Source organism: Lachnoclostridium sp. An131, assembly GCF_002160825.1.
Lineage (GTDB): Bacteria > Bacillota > Clostridia > Lachnospirales > Lachnospiraceae > Laedolimicola.
In genome coordinates this window covers 88629-103929 of sequence record NZ_NFLI01000011.1, presented here as the reverse complement: position 1 = coordinate 103929, position 15301 = coordinate 88629, and the positions used below count along the sequence as shown (strand labels likewise).

At 51.3% G+C, this 15301-nt stretch carries 14 protein-coding genes; 11 read left to right on the top strand and 3 right to left on the bottom strand.

Features of this window, described 5'->3' with window-relative positions; translation table 11 throughout:
* Nucleotides 1–30 precede the first annotated feature (30 nt).
* From B5E77_RS10555 to B5E77_RS10545, 3 genes are all read left to right on the top strand, one after another.
* Nucleotides 31–636 carry a transglutaminase-like domain-containing protein gene (locus B5E77_RS10555; RefSeq protein ID WP_330394679.1) on the top strand — a complete coding sequence of 202 codons (606 nt, stop codon included), beginning with the start codon at nucleotides 31–33 and terminating at the stop codon, nucleotides 634–636.
* Nucleotides 637–682: 46 nt separating this feature from the next.
* Nucleotides 683–1561 carry an MBL fold metallo-hydrolase gene (locus tag B5E77_RS10550; RefSeq protein WP_087165347.1) on the top strand — a complete coding sequence of 293 codons (879 nt, stop codon included), beginning with the start codon at nucleotides 683–685 and terminating at the stop codon, nucleotides 1559–1561.
* A 73-nt stretch (nucleotides 1562–1634) separates the two neighbouring features.
* A complete protein-coding gene (locus tag B5E77_RS10545) occupies nucleotides 1635–2957 on the top strand; it encodes a chloride channel protein (RefSeq protein ID WP_087165371.1) in 1323 nt (440 codons plus the stop codon).
* A gap of 242 nt (nucleotides 2958–3199) precedes the next feature.
* Here B5E77_RS10545 and B5E77_RS10540 read toward each other — a convergent pair whose 3' ends face one another.
* A complete protein-coding gene (locus tag B5E77_RS10540) occupies nucleotides 3200–3589 on the bottom strand; it encodes a hypothetical protein (RefSeq protein ID WP_087165346.1) in 390 nt (129 codons plus the stop codon).
* Between the two features lie 87 nt (nucleotides 3590–3676).
* Here B5E77_RS10540 and B5E77_RS17015 point away from each other — a divergent pair, with 87 nt between their 5' ends.
* On the top strand, nucleotides 3677–3835 hold the full coding sequence (locus B5E77_RS17015; RefSeq protein WP_162609683.1) for a hypothetical protein: 159 nt from the start codon (nucleotides 3677–3679) through the stop codon (nucleotides 3833–3835).
* 59 nt (nucleotides 3836–3894) lie between these two features.
* On the opposite strand, the gene B5E77_RS10535 is transcribed toward B5E77_RS17015, so the two are convergent.
* Nucleotides 3895–4137 carry a chorion class high-cysteine HCB protein 13 gene (locus B5E77_RS10535; protein ID WP_087165345.1) on the bottom strand — a complete coding sequence of 81 codons (243 nt, stop codon included), beginning with the start codon at nucleotides 4135–4137 and terminating at the stop codon, nucleotides 3895–3897.
* Between the two features lie 209 nt (nucleotides 4138–4346).
* Here B5E77_RS10535 and B5E77_RS10530 point away from each other — a divergent pair, with 209 nt between their 5' ends.
* The 7 genes from B5E77_RS10530 to B5E77_RS10495 all read left to right on the top strand — a co-directional run bounded on the left by B5E77_RS10530 (nucleotide 4347) and on the right by B5E77_RS10495 (nucleotide 13186).
* A complete protein-coding gene (locus B5E77_RS10530) occupies nucleotides 4347–5135 on the top strand; it encodes a zinc dependent phospholipase C family protein (RefSeq protein WP_087165344.1) in 789 nt (262 codons plus the stop codon).
* A 79-nt stretch (nucleotides 5136–5214) separates the two neighbouring features.
* Nucleotides 5215–6453, top strand: coding sequence for an MFS transporter (locus B5E77_RS10525; RefSeq protein ID WP_087165343.1), 1239 nt, complete (start codon nucleotides 5215–5217; stop codon nucleotides 6451–6453).
* A gap of 32 nt (nucleotides 6454–6485) precedes the next feature.
* A complete protein-coding gene (locus B5E77_RS10520) occupies nucleotides 6486–7400 on the top strand; it encodes a S8 family peptidase (protein ID WP_087165342.1) in 915 nt (304 codons plus the stop codon).
* A gap of 53 nt (nucleotides 7401–7453) precedes the next feature.
* Nucleotides 7454–9151 (top strand): S8 family peptidase, encoded by a 1698-nt coding sequence (locus B5E77_RS10515; RefSeq protein ID WP_162609682.1) that lies wholly within the window; start codon nucleotides 7454–7456, stop codon nucleotides 9149–9151.
* A 175-nt stretch (nucleotides 9152–9326) separates the two neighbouring features.
* Entirely contained in the window at nucleotides 9327–10544 is a 1218-nt protein-coding gene (locus B5E77_RS10510) for an NADP-dependent isocitrate dehydrogenase (protein ID WP_087165340.1), read from the top strand.
* Nucleotides 10534–11979 (top strand): MBOAT family O-acyltransferase, encoded by a 1446-nt coding sequence (locus tag B5E77_RS10505; protein ID WP_087165339.1) that lies wholly within the window; start codon nucleotides 10534–10536, stop codon nucleotides 11977–11979. The genes B5E77_RS10510 and B5E77_RS10505 overlap by 11 nt, the downstream gene beginning before the upstream one ends.
* A 208-nt stretch (nucleotides 11980–12187) precedes the next feature.
* A complete protein-coding gene (locus B5E77_RS10495) occupies nucleotides 12188–13186 on the top strand; it encodes a hypothetical protein (RefSeq protein WP_087165337.1) in 999 nt (332 codons plus the stop codon).
* Here B5E77_RS10495 and B5E77_RS10490 read toward each other — a convergent pair.
* Nucleotides 13180–15087, bottom strand: a complete 1908-nt coding sequence (locus B5E77_RS10490) for an ABC-F family ATP-binding cassette domain-containing protein (RefSeq protein ID WP_087165336.1) — start codon at nucleotides 15085–15087, stop codon at nucleotides 13180–13182. The genes B5E77_RS10495 and B5E77_RS10490 overlap by 7 nt on opposite strands.
* Nucleotides 15088–15301 lie beyond the last annotated feature (214 nt).

Genomic DNA, 15301 nt, shown 5'->3' with positions numbered 1-15301 from the left:
CATTATCTGCGCCGTTTCTCAAAAAGAGCTGTGAAGCGCACAAAAGCGGTTTATGAATTTGTCCGTGATGAAATCCGGTTTGGCTATAATATAGATGATCACATTCCGGCTTCCAGGGTGCTTGCAGATGGTTATGGACAGTGCAATACAAAAGGAATTTTGTTTATGGCGCTGCTCCGCGGAGTGCATATCCCCTGCAGGATTCATGGCTTTACAATTGACAAAAAACTGCAGAAAGGAGCCGTGACAGGCATTGTATATAAAAATGCTCCTCAAAATATCTTTCACAGCTGGGTGGAAGTATATTTAGAAAAGGTATGGTATGAGCTGGAAGGCTTTATATTGGATAAGCAATATCTGGCGCGGCTGCAAAGCATCCATGCGGACTGTCAGGGCCCTTTTTGCGGTTATGGTGTTGCTGTAAAGGATTTTCGTAATCCGGTTATTGAGTTTGAAAGAAATCATACTTATATTCAAAGTGAAGGAATCACGCGTGATTTCGGAATATATGACTGCCCGGATGATTTGCTTCAAGAGCATCACCAGGAAATGTCCGGATTAAAAATTTTTTTGTACAGATATCTGGGAAGACATTTGATGAATTGCAATATCAGAAAAATAAGAGATTCCAAATAGTAAATTATATTGTACAGGAAAACTATAATTCGATGGAGGAAACATCATGTATGAACTGATACAGATTTCGGAACACGATTATTACATACAGAGCCCGGCGAAAATCGGACTGGTAAAGCTGAACGATACGGAAGTCTGCCTGATTGACAGCGGGAATGACAAGGACGCGGGCCGGAAGGTCAGAAAGCTTCTGGATGAACATGAATGGACGCTGAAAGCTATCTATAATACGCATTCCAATGCGGATCACATCGGCGGCAATAAGTATCTGCAGGGACAGACAGGCTGTAAAATTTATGCGCCGGGAATTGAGTGTGATTTTACCAGGCATCCGATTCTGGAGCCTTCCTTGCTGTATGGCGGCTATCCATGCAAAGATCTGAGGCATAAGTTCCTGCTGGCGCAGGAGAGCGGCGCGGAATATCTGACGAAAGAGACGCTGCCGGAAGGCTTTGAACTGATTCCGCTGCCGGGACATTTCTTTGATATGGCAGGTTTCCGGACGCCGGATGATACCGTATATCTGGCAGACTGCCTTTCCAGCCGGGAGACTCTGGACAAATATCAGATCGGCTTTATCTATGATGTGGCGGCTTATCTGAATACGCTGGAAAAGGTAAAGACGCTGAAAGCCAGGCTCTTTGTGCCTGCTCATGCGGAAGCGGCGAAGGATATCACAGAACTGGCTCAGTATAATATAGACAAGGTAAATGAGATAGCGGATAAAATCGTAAGCCTCTGTAAGGAACCTCTTGGTTTTGAAGTGATTCTGCAGCGCCTGTTCACAGAATACGGCCTTGTCATGAATTTCGAGCAGTATGTTCTTGTGGGAAGCACCGTCCGTTCCTATCTGGCCTGGCTGAAAGACACAGGAAGACTGAACGCAGTATTTGAAAAGAATCTCCTGCTCTGGGAGAAGATATAAGAAAAGAGGGGGAGCCGGAAGACAAAGCTTCAGGAACAAACAGGAAGAAAGCAGGATTCCGGCGGTGTGCATTATGAGTGAAGAAAGAAATGAAAAAACAGAACATAAGGAATCAGAGTTGAAAGACCTTGTGCCTCAACTGGAGGAGCGGTTCCGGGTGACCATCTGGAACCGTCTGCTGATGCTGGCCCGGTGGCTGATTTTTGCGGCGCTTACAGGGGTGATTCTGGGACTTGTGGGAACTGCCTTTGGAAAGGGTGTGGAGCTGGCTACAAAGTTCCGCGTGGCCCATTCATGGATTCTGTTTGGCCTTCCTATAGCAGGACTGGTGATCGTCTGGATGTACCACTGGGAGAGAAAACAGGAGAGAAGCAGTACCAATATGGTGCTGGACGCGATTCACGCGGAGAGGGAGATTCCCCTGAAGACAGCTCCGCTTATCTTTGCGGCGACGATTCTGACCCACCTGTTCGGAGGCTCTGCGGGACGTGAGGGAGCGGCTCTGCAGCTGGGCGGAAGCATCGGAAATTTTCTCGGAAAAGTCTTACGGATCGATGAAAACGACAGACGCGTCATGATTATGTGCGGCATGAGCGCGGCCTTTTCCGCGCTGTTTGGCACGCCCATGGCGGCCGCAGTCTTTTCCATGGAGGTTGTGAGCGTCGGAATTATGTATTATGCGGCTCTGGTTCCCTGTGTGGTGGCTTCCTACACGGCCTATGCAGTAGCCTGCCGCTTTGGTCTGACCGGAGAACGTTTTTCTCTCGGCATTCTGCCCGATTTCACTTTACTGAGCGCCGGAAAAATACTGATTCTCGGGCTTTGCTGCGCGGCGGTCAGCATTCTTTTCTGCGTGGCGCTGCATAAAACAGAAGAACTGTTTGCGGAAAAATTTGCGAACGCATATCTGAGAGCCGTGGTTTCCGGCTGCCTGCTGATTGTTCTGACTCTGATCCTGGGTACAACAGATTATCTGGGTACGGGTATGCAGATCGTAGAGCGGGCTGTTGTGGAAGGACAGGCCTTCTGGGGAGCGTTTCTTCTGAAGATCCTGTTTACGGCAGTGACCCTTTCCGGCGGCTTTAAGGGAGGAGAGATTGTCCCCTCCTTCTTTGTAGGAGCGACCTTTGGCTGCATCTTTGGCCAGTTGTTTCACATCTCGCCCTCCCTTGCGGCTGCCTGCGGCATGGCGGCGGTTTTCTGCGGCGTCACGAACAGTCCTATATCTTCTCTGCTTATCAGCCTGGAGATGTTCGGCTTTGAGGGCGCGCCCTTTTTCTTTCTGGCTGTCGCCGTCAGTTATATGCAGTCCGGCTATTACGGCCTCTACCGCAGCCAGAAAATTATGTATTCCAAGGTAAAGACCAAGTTCATCAACCGCAATGCCAAGGAATAACCGTGCCCGGCCCCATAGAGCCGGCCACGAAGAAAGACACAGATTTGGTCACAGAGACAGAGAAGTGGCCATGAAGAAAGAATAGATTTGCCTGCAAAGACAGAGAGCCGGCCCTTCCCGGCAGAAACCCTCTGAGGACGCCGGTACTTAGACGGCCGGGGTGCTTTTTCCCGGGCGTCTTACGTATCCGCTGCGTCCGAGGGGAGCGCAAGCGTGTTTCTGCCGGGAAGGGCCGGCTCGCATTATTTCATAAAGCTTCTCGCAAGCTGCACCATCTGCTCCATCCGAGCGACCTCTTCTGCGGATTTTCCCTGCTTCAGCGCTTCAAAGAGCTGATTGAATTCGTCCTGGGTCATCTGATGATCCGACTGACGGGCGGTGTTCATAAGCTTCTGAAAATCATTTGGATTCATCCCTTCACTCCCTTCCGGCGGAGACTGAGAAAAGGCGCCAGGCTCTTCCGGCGAGCCTGGCTGCATATCAGCCTGGAATTCGGACATCATATTGGAATACTGAATGTAGGTGGCAAGCATTTCCATCATTCGTATGATGGAATCTATTTTCTGGCTCAGCTCATTGCATTTTTTCTGTACGTCATAAAGTACCCTATAGCCGTTGTTTCCCAGACGCATACAGTCTCCTCCCATTCTCTACAGTATATGTGCAAAACGGAGGAGTATGAATATAATAAAGAGATAAAGAAATAAGGAGGGAGCGCTGTGGGCCGTCTGATTATAGAGGAGACAAGCGTGTACGAGCTGGATGAGGAATGCATGTGGGAAAAGGAGCTGGAAAGAAGGCAGAAGAAACGGGAGCCGGACGATCCGGAGGACAAGAGGCAGATAGAAAAAACATCCTTTCCCTGCAAAAAAGGATGAAATAGGAAAGACCGGGAATCCCACAGGAATTCCCGGCCGGCACATGGGGCAGAGAGCGATTAGCAGCCGCAGCCGCCGTTTCCGCCGAAGAAGCTTCCATTTCCGCCGAAGCCGCCGCAGCAGCACAGCAGAAGGATGATCCACAGGCAGCTGTTGTCGCCGCAGCCGCCGTTTCCGCCAAACCATCCGTTGTTTCCGCCGCAGCAGGAGGACAGCAGAAGGAGCCAGATCAGGGTATTGCAGCAGCTGTTGTTGCCATTGTCGCAGCCACATCCGCAGTTTGTCGCAGTTAAATCACTCATGAGAATTTCCTCCAGAAAAATAATTATTTACAATGTCATAGTATGTGTAAGAAAAAAATGTGTGAATCGTTCTGCAAATGACCGGCGCGCACTGGCTGGAAGCCTTTGAGACCGGCTAACAAGAAATTTACTTGTATAAGCAGTTGTTTTGTGAGAAAATAGGAAACAGGTGAAAATCAAGAAAAGATAACTGGAAAGGAAGCGTGTTTATGCCTGCAGTATATGCACATTATAAATTTGGCAAAAGGGTGTACCGGGCTCTGCCCAAAGAAATCCGGCAGCTCGTGAGGGAGAATGCTCCGGCCTATTGGCTGGGACTTCATGGCCCGGATCTTTTGTTTTACTACCATGCCCTGGGAAAGAACAGGGTGAATCAGCTTGGCGTCCGGATGCACGGGGAGTCGGCACGTTTTTTCTTCGAAAAAGCACGGAAAACCTATCAGAAACGGCCAAGCTATGTGCTTTTGTCCTATCTCTGCGGATTTTTGTGTCATTTTATGCTGGACAGCGAGTGTCATCCCTATATCAGCCGGTATATGAAGGAGCATAGGCTGGGACATCTGGAAATTGAGACGGATTTTGACCGGGAGCTGATGGAGGAGGACGGGCTGGATCCGCTAACCCACAACTGTACGCGCCACCTGATCCGGGATCTGGATACCGAGGAAGCGATCGCCTCTGTTCTGGAAGGAATTACACCGGACGAGGTGGATGAGTGCATTATCGGATTTCACCGGATTATCCGGCTGTTCCAGTGCCCGAGGGCAGGAAAGGCCAGATTTCTGACAGGCTTTTTCGCATTGATAGGGCAGAGAAAGGGACTGGCTGGACTTGTGATGACGGGAAAGCCGAATCCCGGGTGTACGGAGAGCCGCATAGCTCTTGGAGAACGAATGGAGAATGCCGTCAGGATGACAGCGGAGGAAATCGAGCGCTACGTCCGCGTCATTGATACGGACGAGCCCTTAAGCGTCCGCCTGAACAGGGATTTTGAATAGAAGGCTGCCGGCGGGGCCAGGCCGCGTCCGCTTGGCTTGCTGCCCGCGAAAATGAATGAAAAGATGGGAGAAAGACGTTATGAATCAGAAGCTGACAAAACTGGAAAAGCGGTGGATCCTGTATGACGTGGGTAATTCGGCCTTCGTTCTTCTTACCTCCACGATTATACCGATTTATTATAAGAACATTGCCTCGGCAAGCGGAATTTCGGATGCGGATTCGACGGCATTCTTTGGCTATGCCACCTCTCTGGTGACGATTCTCGTGGCAGTGCTTGGGCCGGTGCTGGGTACGCTGGCTGATACAAAGGGCTTTAAAAAGCCGGTGTTTACCTTTTTTATGATGATGGGCGTGCTGGGCTGTGCGGGACTGGCGCTTCCGACCACCTGGACTCTTTTTCTGGCGGTCTATGTGCTGGCAAAGACAGGACTGAATGCGAGCCTGGTTTTCTATGATGCGATGCTTCCTGACGTGACGACAGACGAACGGATGGATGTGGTGTCGGCCCAGGGCTATGCCTGGGGGTATATCGGAAGCTGCATTCCGTTCATTATCAGCCTGGTTTTCGTCCTCTGCTCGGATCTGATCGGGATCTCCGGCAGCATGGCAATGGCAATTGCCTTTCTGCTCAATGCGGCGTGGTGGCTTCTGGTGACGCTGCCGCTGCTTGGGTGCTACGAGCAGAAGCATTATGTGGAGCGCTCTGCCCATCCTGTGCGCGACAGCTTCAGCCGGCTGGCGAAGGTTTTTTCCGAGGTGAGGAAAATGCCGGAGGTCTGGTTTTTCCTTCTGGCCTTTTTCTTTTATATCGACGGAGTGTACACGATTATCGATATGGCCACCTCTTACGGCAAGGATGTGGGAATCAGCGATACGAACCTTTTGCTGGCGCTGCTTCTGACCCAGGTGGTAGCCTTCCCCTGCTCGATTCTTGTGGGACAGCTTTCCAAAAAAATGAAAAATACGTCCCTGATTCAGATTTCCATTGTGGGCTATTTCTTTATTGTGCTGTTTGCGCTGCAGCTTGACAAGGCATGGGAGTTCTGGTTCCTGGCTGTCTGTGTGGCAGTATTCCAGGGAGCGATTCAGTCCCTGTCCCGCTCCTACTTTGCGAGGATTGTGCCGAAGGAGAAGGCTACGGAGTTTTTCGGGTTTTTTGACATCTTTGGGAAGGGAGCCGCTTTTATGGGAACCATGCTGATGGGAATCTCGACGCAGCTTTTTGACACCTCCAGGGCAGGCGTAGCCCTGCTGGCTGTGATGTTTGCTGTCGGTTTTGTCCTGTTCCGAATAGCAGTCCGGAAAGCAGAAGCATAAGATAATAGAAAAACGCAAGGAGTTTTTCTGTTATGAACCGTGTACGAGAGCTCGTGGGAGCCTCCCGTGCGTATGAACGGGGAATTTGGGGAGCCGGAATCGGAGTGGCAGTGCTGGATTCCGGCGTAAATGGACAGCATCCAGATCTGCGCGGCAGACTGGTTTATGCCTATAATTATCTTACAGACATGGCAGAGGGAGGCGATGACTGCGGTCACGGCACCCATATCTGCGGAATCATAGGAGGAACGGGAGAGGCATCCGGCGGCAGGTATCAGGGACTTGCGCCGCGGTGCCATTTCCTTTCTCTGAAGGTGCTGGACAGAGATGGAAACGGGAGCAGTGGGATTCTGGTCCGGGCTCTGTACTGGCTGATCGATCATGCGAAGGAATACGATGTCAGGATCGTGAATATTTCTGCTGGAAGCGCAGAGATTAAAGGAAGGAAAAGGATTGGCCTTTTAAAGGCAGTGGAGGATGCCTGGGACGCAGGACTTGTGGTCTGTGCGGCGGCCGGAAATCAGGGACCGGCCCGTTCCAGCATCACGGTGCCCGGGACGAGTCCGAAGATTATCACCGTAGGCTCCTCTGATGATGGGCAGGCGGTGCAGTTTATGGGAGGAAAGCGGAGAAATTATTCCGGGAGGGGACCGACGCCGGCCTGTGTCTGTAAGCCGGACGTGACGGCGCCTGGAGCTTATATCAGATCCTGCAGCGCGGATTTCGAGAAGCCGGGCCACAGGCTTTATACAGAAAAATCAGGCACCTCCATGGCGACTCCGGTAGTTTCGGGAAGCCTCGCTCTTTTGCTTTCTGCAGACAGAGAGCTGACCAATAAGCAGGTGAAGCTGAAGCTTCGTTCCTCCTGCCGGAATCTGGGCCTTCCGCGAAACCAGCAGGGGTGGGGACAGATTTGGGTGCCGGGACTGCTGGGGATTCGGGAATGACCCGGAGCAGGCGGGCATATTTTATATGGAATGCAGAACAGCAGGAGACAGTTATGGCACTTACCTGCAGAGAACAGGCAGTTTCTGAGGATTATGTAGATTTTATCTGGCAGATGAACCTGGGGAAAGAGGAGCTGAACCACTTTTTTCCGGATATCTGCCGTCAGGTGATCAACAATTTTTATGTGACCTTTTATGTGGAGCGTGCTTCCCTGCCTCCCGGGCGGGAGACGCAGTATGGATATGAGGTTCTTCCATCTCTCTATACGCTGCTGCAGAATGAGAGCCTGGAGGCCTCCAATATTCTCACGCTTCAGAACCAGCCGGTGCTGCAGCTGAAGGGCGAAGGAGTCATCGCCGGCTTTATTGACACGGGAATTGATTATACCAACGGCTGTTTCCGGGATCTGGCTGGCAAAAGCCGGATTCTGGCCCTGTGGGATCAGGAGGATCAGAGCGGGGAGACGCCCGAGGGGATCGGATATGGAACTGTATATACGCAGGCGGACTTGAACCGGGCTCTGGAAAGCGGGGATCCCTGGTCGGTGGTTCCGAGCAGAGACACGGCAGGCCACGGAACGAGGCTTGCGGCGATCGCTGCAGGCAGCGAGGACCGGAGCACAGGCTGGATCGGGGCCGCGCCTCTGGCAGAGCTTGCAGTGGTAAAGCTAAAGCCCGCAAAGCAATATTTGAAAGAATATTTTATGGTGCCGGAGGAAGCGCAGGCCTATCAGGAAAACGATATCATGCTGGGTGTCCGTTTCCTTCACGAGCTGGCTTTAAGAGAAAAAAAGCCTCTTGTGATCTGCATAGGCCTTGGGACCAATATGGGCAGCCATGCAGGGACCTCGCCTCTGTCCTTTTACCTCAATACAATCGGAACCATTGCGGGACGGTGTATTGTCATCGCGGCAGGGAACGAAGCAAATCAGGGCCACCATTTTTATGGAACGCTGAGTCAGGAAGGGGAGTACCAGGACGCGGAGCTCCGCGTGGCGGAGGGCGAGCGGGGGCTTATGATGCAGCTCTGGAGCAATTCGCCGGACGTTCTTTCCGTCTCGCTGATTTCTCCTTCCGGAGAGGAGGTGCCCAGGGTCACGTCCGGGATGAAAAGCCTGAAATTTGATTTCCTGTTTGAAAAGACTGTCGTCTATGTGAATTTTCAGTCGCTGGATCCCTACAGCGGGGATCAGCTTGTCGTGATCCGGATATCTGAGCCTACGCCCGGGATCTGGAGGATCCGCGTCTATGGAGAGACCGTCGTGGGCGGCGTCTATAATATCTGGCTTCCGGTCACAGGGTTTATCTCGGCGGATACGGTATTTTTGGATTCGAATCCGGATATTACGCTGACAGAGCCTGCAAATTCGGAGATCCCCATTACGGCAGCTGCGTACCGTACAGAAAATGAGAGCATCTATATCGATTCCAGCAGAGGATATACACGGAAGGGGAGAATTAAGCCGGATTTGGCGGCGCCGGGCGTGGCGGTCACCACCTATGGGCCGGGAAATGCTTTGTCTGCCATGACAGGAACCAGCGCGGCTGCAGCCGTGACGGCAGGCGCCTCCGCTCTGATGCTGGAGTGGGGGATTGTAAGGGGGCGCCGGCTTACCATCGGGACACTGGAAATTAAACAGCTGATGATCCGGGGGGCCAGACGTACCGGATCGCAGCTCTATCCGAACCGGATCTGGGGCTACGGAACCCTGGATCTTTACGGAGCTTTTTCCGCTCTTGGCCGCTTTTGAATGGAATTTGGGAGGAACGCCTGAGGGCCGGTTTTCACAAAAGGAACCGGCGCTCCGGACGTTTTTTGCCCGGAATGACTTGCACCGGGAGCCTGGATCGACTATAATAGGACACAAAGCGCCGCCGGAACGCGGCGGCCAGATTAGATACCATATTGATTTGAGGAGGACTGACATGGATAAGATAAAGATGACGACGCCGCTGGTGGAGATGGATGGAGATGAGATGACCCGCATTCTCTGGAAGATGATCAAGGACGAGCTGCTGCTGCCGTTTATTGATTTGAATACAGAGTATTATGATTTGGGGCTGGAGCACCGGAACGCTACAAACGATCAGGTGACCATCGATTCTGCCGAGGCCACAAAGAAATATGGCGTCGCCGTAAAATGCGCGACGATCACGCCGAATGCGGCCCGTATGGAAGAGTATCATCTGAAGGAAATGTGGAAGAGCCCTAACGGAACAATCCGTGCGATCCTGGATGGAACGGTATTCCGCGCTCCCATTATCGTAAAAGGAATCGAGCCCTATGTGAGAAGCTGGAAAAAGCCCATCACAGTAGCCCGTCACGCCTACGGAGATATCTATAAAGCGACGGAGATGCGGATTCCCGGCCCTGGCAAATGCGAGCTGGTATTTACGGGAGAGGATGGCACTGAGGTTCGTGAGACGGTTCATGAGTTCAAGGAGGGCGGCATCGCCCAGGGCGTTCACAATCTGACCAGCTCCATCGAGAGCTTTGCGAGAAGCTGCTTTTCCTATGCGGTTTCCCAGAAGCAGGATCTCTGGTTTGCCACAAAGGATACGATCTCCAAGAAGTACGATCACTATTTCAAGGATGTGTTTCAGGAGATTTATGAGAAGGAATACAAGGATCAGTTTGAGCAGCTTGGCATTGAGTACTTCTATACGCTGATTGATGATGCGGTAGCCCGCGTGATCAAGTCTGAGGGCGGTTATATCTGGGCCTGCAAGAATTACGACGGAGACGTAATGAGCGATCTGATTGCCACTGCCTTTGGCTCCCTGGCAATGATGACCTCTGTTCTGGTATCTCCCAATGGATATTTTGAGTATGAGGCGGCTCATGGAACCGTGCAGCGCCATTACTATAAGCATCTGAAGGGTGAGGAGACCTCCACGAACTCTGTGGCAACGATTTTTGCCTGGTCCGGCGCATTGAGAAAGCGCGGAGAGCTGGATGGAAACCAGGCGCTGATGGATTTCGCGGACAAGCTGGAGGAGGCTTCCATAAAAACGATTGAGGATGGAAGGATGACGAAGGATCTGGCGCTGATCACGACGCTGCCGAATCCGGTTGTGCTTTCCAGCGAAGGCTTTATCAAAGAAATCAGGAAGACCTTAGAGGAACTGCTGAATGCTGTTTAATTCCAATGCGTTTTACGTATTTCTGCCAATTGTATTTGCGGTTTACTGGCTGGCGCCCCGGCGGTACCGGTGGGGCGTCCTGCTGGTATCCAGCTATTATTTTTATATGAGCGCCGGCATAGAGTATGTGCCGCTTCTTTTTCTGACTACGCTTGTATCCTGGGGCACAGCGCTGCTAATAAGCCGGACGGAGAATAAGGGAAAGCAGAAGCTGTGTATGGCAGCGGCCCTTGCCGTCTGCCTCGGACTTCTGTTTTTCTTCAAATATTTTAATTTCCTGAGCGGAACCGTGACGGCCCTTCTTCGGAGTATTTCGCTTGAGGTCAGTGATGTAACGCTGAATCTGGTGCTTCCGGTCGGCATTTCGTTCTATATTTTCCAGTCCCTGGGCTATGTGATTGATGTCTATAAGGGAAAGACGGAAGCCTGCCTGCATTTTGGGAAATACGCGGTCTTTGTATCCTTTTTCCCGCTTCTGCTGGCAGGCCCCATCGAGCGGGCGGAGCATCTTCTGCCGCAGCTGGAAAAGGAGCACAGCTTTCATACAGAGAAAGCCATCGAAGGAGCGAAGCTGATTGCCTGGGGATATTTCAAAAAAATCGCTGTTGCCGATGTGGTAGTGTCCTGCGTGGATCTGGTGTATAATGATGTGACGTCCTATACAGGCCTGGCGCTTGGCGTGGCTACCTTTTTCTACGCTTTTCAGGTCTACTGTGATTTTTCCGGATATTCGGATATCGCAAGGGGAGTGGCGAAGCTTCTGGATATCGATCTGATGGTCAATTTCAAAAGCCCGTATTTTGCGGCTTCCCTGAAAGAGTTCTGGAGCCGCTGGCACATTTCCCTTTCTACCTGGTTCCGCGACTATGTCTACATTCCTCTGGGAGGAAACCGAAAGGGAGCATTGCGGACCAGATGCAATCTTCTGATTACATTTCTGGTAAGCGGCCTCTGGCATGGGGCCAGCTGGACCTATGTGATCTGGGGCGGCCTGCATGGACTGGGGCAGATCGTGGAGAAGGAATGGGACCGGCATTTCCCGCCAAAGAAGGGCAGGCGGAGTCGGATCCGCGTCCTGCTTGTGTTTGTATTTGTCTGCCTGGCATGGATTTTTTTCAGGGCCAATACCTTTTCCGACGCGGTCTATGTGCTGACGCATCTTTTTGAGGGAATTGGAAACCCGGTTTCCTATGTGAAAGCAGGCTATGACGCTCTACGGAACGCAGGCCTGATCCAGAGCGCCGATCTGAAGCTGGTATTTATCTGGATAGCAGTGCTTCTGGCGCATGATTTTATCGAGCTGAGGCAGAGCGCCTGGGAATGGCTGGGACGCTTCAAAAAGCCGGTGCGTTATGCGTTTTACTTTGCGCTGCTGTTTGTGGTGCTTTACAGCCGCCAGCTTGGCGAATATGAATTTGTGTATTTTCAGTTTTGATACTGTACAGCCGTGCAGAAAAAGACGGAGGCGGAACCCGGCAGATTTATCTGGCGGGAGACGCATACGGATTTTTCTATAGGGCGCTCAGCCCAAGCCATGACTTCAGAAGGAAGTTATGGCTTGCACGGATGTACAGTATCAAAAAGAGAGCCATGCAGAAAAAGACAGGAAAGCAGCTTAACTTGAATCAGAGCGAGAAATATATATGAAGAAATTTTTGTGGAAAATCTGCCCGTTCATCCTGTTTATCCTTTTGGTAGAGGTGGCGATCCCCATAGCGGTAGACCCCTATAATGTGTTTCATTGGAAGGAGATACGGGACAACGGCGTGGAACCGAACAGCAACTATATCAAGATGCAGTATATCCTTCACAATCCGGACAAATTTGATTCCTTTTTGTTTGGATCTTCCCGGACGGGCTTTGTCAATGTAGACCGGATTCCCTATGGAAAATGGTATAACATGTCCTACTCCGAAGGACTTCCGGCAGAGCATCTGGAAAACCTGGAGGAGCTGATTGAGAATGGAATTATCCCAAAGAACGTGATGATAGGGGTAGACAACATTTCGGCCTTCGTGGATCCGGCTCTTCATCAGGACCAGTTTTACCGGATTCCCTATCCGAGAGAGAATAAGCTGGGCTTTTATGCAAATTATTTCAGTATCAAGGGCGTACTTTTGTCCCTGGATGTAATTCTGAATTATGAGCCGGAGGATCCTGATTATGTGGAGAGATATTATGAAAACGGCTGTACGTTCCGGGATCCGTCTCTGGGGGGCACCTGGGATGGGGACGCGCCGTACTGGGACGATTATTACAGTGACCGTATCAGCTATGCCATCGAGGATATGAAGAAAATCGCCGCGCTGTGTGAGGAATATGACATCAATCTGATTGTGTTTACCAATCCGATTTATTACCGGACTTATCAGGAATCAGAGTTTTACGGGTATGAGAGCTTTCTGCTCTGGCTTTCCGGGGCTTCCGGCGGAGGGTATTACAACTTCAGCGGGGTAAACAAAATTACGGAAAACAGGGATTATTATTATGAATCCAGCCACTACACGGAGGAGCTGGGCGACATGATCATTGACCGTATTTTTTACGGGAAGACAGACGAGGCTTTGGAAAGCCAGGGCTTCGGCGTGTATGTGACGGACGATAATGTACATGAATTTATGAAAACGCTGGACAATCATTGAGCCAGCGTTTCCCATTGTTCATATAAAATTTCCAGACGGCTTTTCAGTTCCTCCTGCTCTTTGTGGAGCTTCTGGCATTCCGCAACATTTGTATAGACGTCCTCGTGCGTCATAAGCTCGTTGATTTCGGCGTCCCGGCTTTCCAGCTCGAAGATGAGCTCCTCAGTCTTTTTTAAGTCGTTTTCGCGTTTCCGTTGCTTTGCCTGCTCTTCCTTCTGCTGCTTCCAGTCCAGCTTCGCGGCGGACGCTTCTTCTTCCGGTTCTTTTGTTCCGGCAGGGGAAGAGGCGGGCGTCAGAATATCATGCTTTTCCAGATAATAATCATAATTCCCGATATAGTTTACCAGAGTACCGCCAGTCAGATCCAAAATCCGGGTGGCAGTCGTGTTGATAAAATACCGGTCATGGGAGACGTAGAGAACGGTTCCCGTGTACCGGTTCAGAGCCTGCTCCAGGATTTCCTTGGATACGATATCCAGGTGGTTTGTGGGCTCGTCCAGGATCAGAAAATTTGCTTCGGAGAGCATCAGCTTTGCCAGAGAGACGCGTCCCCGTTCGCCTCCGCTTAAATCGGAAATACGCTTAAACACGTCGTATCCGGTGAAGAGGAAGGCTGCCAGGGTGCTGCGTATCGTAGTGTTGTCCAGATCCGGATAGGCATCGGAGATCTCCTCAAATAACGTCTTTTCCGGGTGCAGCACATGGTGCTCCTGATCGTAGTAGCCGATTTGGACCTTGGCTCCGAGGGTAAAGGAGCCCTTGTCCGCATCGAGAAGGCCGTTTAAAATCTTCAGAATCGTCGTTTTTCCGGTTCCGTTATTTCCAATCAGGGCCACCCGCTCTCCGCGCTTGATCGAAAAATTCAGATCGGAGAACAGGTTCAGGGAGCCAAAGGCTTTGGCAAGATGCTCTACGGTCAGAACGTCGTTTCCGCTCGTGATCTTAGGCTCCAGCGTGATGTGCATTTCGGAGCGGACCTCTGTGGGCTTTTCCAGCACCTCCATCTTGTCCAGCAGCTTTTCCCGGCTTTCTGCCCGGCGGATGGATTTCTCACGGTTAAAGGATTTCAGCTTTGCAATTACCTCTTCCTGGTGCTTAATCTCGCGTTGCTGGTTCAGCCAGGCGTTCATCCTGGCTTCCCGGAGCTGCGCCTTTTTGGCTGCGTAGTCGGAGTAATTTCCCTGGAAAACGGTCACCTCGCCCGCGTCGATCTCAATGATCTTCGTAGCGATCCGGTTCAGAAAATACCGGTCGTGGGCTACTACCAGGACCGCTCCGTCATAATTTAGAAGAAAGGTTTCCAGCCATGCGATGGAGTTCATGTCCAGGTGATTTGTGGGCTCGTCCAGAAGAATCAGATCCGGGTGGGAGAGAAGAAGCTTTCCCAGGGAGACGCGGGTTTTCTGTCCTCCTGAGAGGGTGTTGACCTGCTTCTCGAAATCCTCTTCCTCAAAGCCGAGGCCCTTCAGTACGCCCACAACCTCGCTTTTGCAGGCATAGCCATTCTTCTGTTCAAATTCGTGGCTGAGACGGGTATATTGGGCGAGGGCGCCTTCCAGCTCGTCGCCGGCCAGCTCCTTCATCCGCAGCTCCAGCGCGTGCATGTCCCGTTCCAGATCGAGTACATCCTGTTTTACAGTCAGCAGTTCCTCGTAAATGGTATGTTCGCTTTCCAGATCCTGATGCTGGGCCAGGTAGCCGAGCGTCTTTCCTTTGGACAGCACAGCTTCCCCTGAATCAGCGTCCAGATCTCCCACAATGATTTTCAGGAGAGTGGATTTCCCGGCTCCGTTGATGCCGACGACGGCGGCCTTTTCCCGATCTTCTATATGAAAGGATGCATTCTTCAGTATAACGTCTGTTCCGAACGCTTTGTTTATGTTCTGGCATGAAAGTATCATAAGTAAGTACCTCTGTTTGTTTCCTGGTGTTTACCCTTGTCAATTTTGGGTATGGCCTCCTGGGCAGATTTCAGGCTGCAGGCCGGCAGAATTTATTATAACGAAAAAGGAGCCCGGAAACAAGACAATTCTTTGTGAAGAATTCCGCAAAGTCGGTTGACAATATTTTCTCAAATCGCTTATAATAAAGGCAGATTATATCTGGCCGGCAGGG

What these genes read in the sequence shown, in the direction of transcription:
- B5E77_RS10510 (WP_087165340.1), top strand. Translation starts at nt 9,327, where the DNA reads ATGGATAAGATAAAGATGACGACGCCGCTGGTGGAGATGGATGGAGAT.
- B5E77_RS10550 (WP_087165347.1), top strand. Translation starts at nt 683, where the DNA reads ATGTATGAACTGATACAGATTTCGGAACACGATTATTACATACAGAGC.
- B5E77_RS10540 (WP_087165346.1), bottom strand. Translation starts at nt 3,589, where the DNA reads ATGCGTCTGGGAAACAACGGCTATAGGGTACTTTATGACGTACAGAAA.
- B5E77_RS10525 (WP_087165343.1), top strand. Translation starts at nt 5,215, where the DNA reads ATGAATCAGAAGCTGACAAAACTGGAAAAGCGGTGGATCCTGTATGAC.
- B5E77_RS10535 (WP_087165345.1), bottom strand. Translation starts at nt 4,137, where the DNA reads ATGAGTGATTTAACTGCGACAAACTGCGGATGTGGCTGCGACAATGGC.
- B5E77_RS10545 (WP_087165371.1), top strand. Translation starts at nt 1,635, where the DNA reads ATGAGTGAAGAAAGAAATGAAAAAACAGAACATAAGGAATCAGAGTTG.
- B5E77_RS10530 (WP_087165344.1), top strand. Translation starts at nt 4,347, where the DNA reads ATGCCTGCAGTATATGCACATTATAAATTTGGCAAAAGGGTGTACCGG.
- B5E77_RS10490 (WP_087165336.1), bottom strand. Translation starts at nt 15,087, where the DNA reads ATGATACTTTCATGCCAGAACATAAACAAAGCGTTCGGAACAGACGTT.
- B5E77_RS10515 (WP_162609682.1), top strand. Translation starts at nt 7,454, where the DNA reads ATGGCACTTACCTGCAGAGAACAGGCAGTTTCTGAGGATTATGTAGAT.
- B5E77_RS10505 (WP_087165339.1), top strand. Translation starts at nt 10,534, where the DNA reads ATGCTGTTTAATTCCAATGCGTTTTACGTATTTCTGCCAATTGTATTT.
- B5E77_RS10520 (WP_087165342.1), top strand. Translation starts at nt 6,486, where the DNA reads ATGAACCGTGTACGAGAGCTCGTGGGAGCCTCCCGTGCGTATGAACGG.
- B5E77_RS10495 (WP_087165337.1), top strand. Translation starts at nt 12,188, where the DNA reads ATGAAGAAATTTTTGTGGAAAATCTGCCCGTTCATCCTGTTTATCCTT.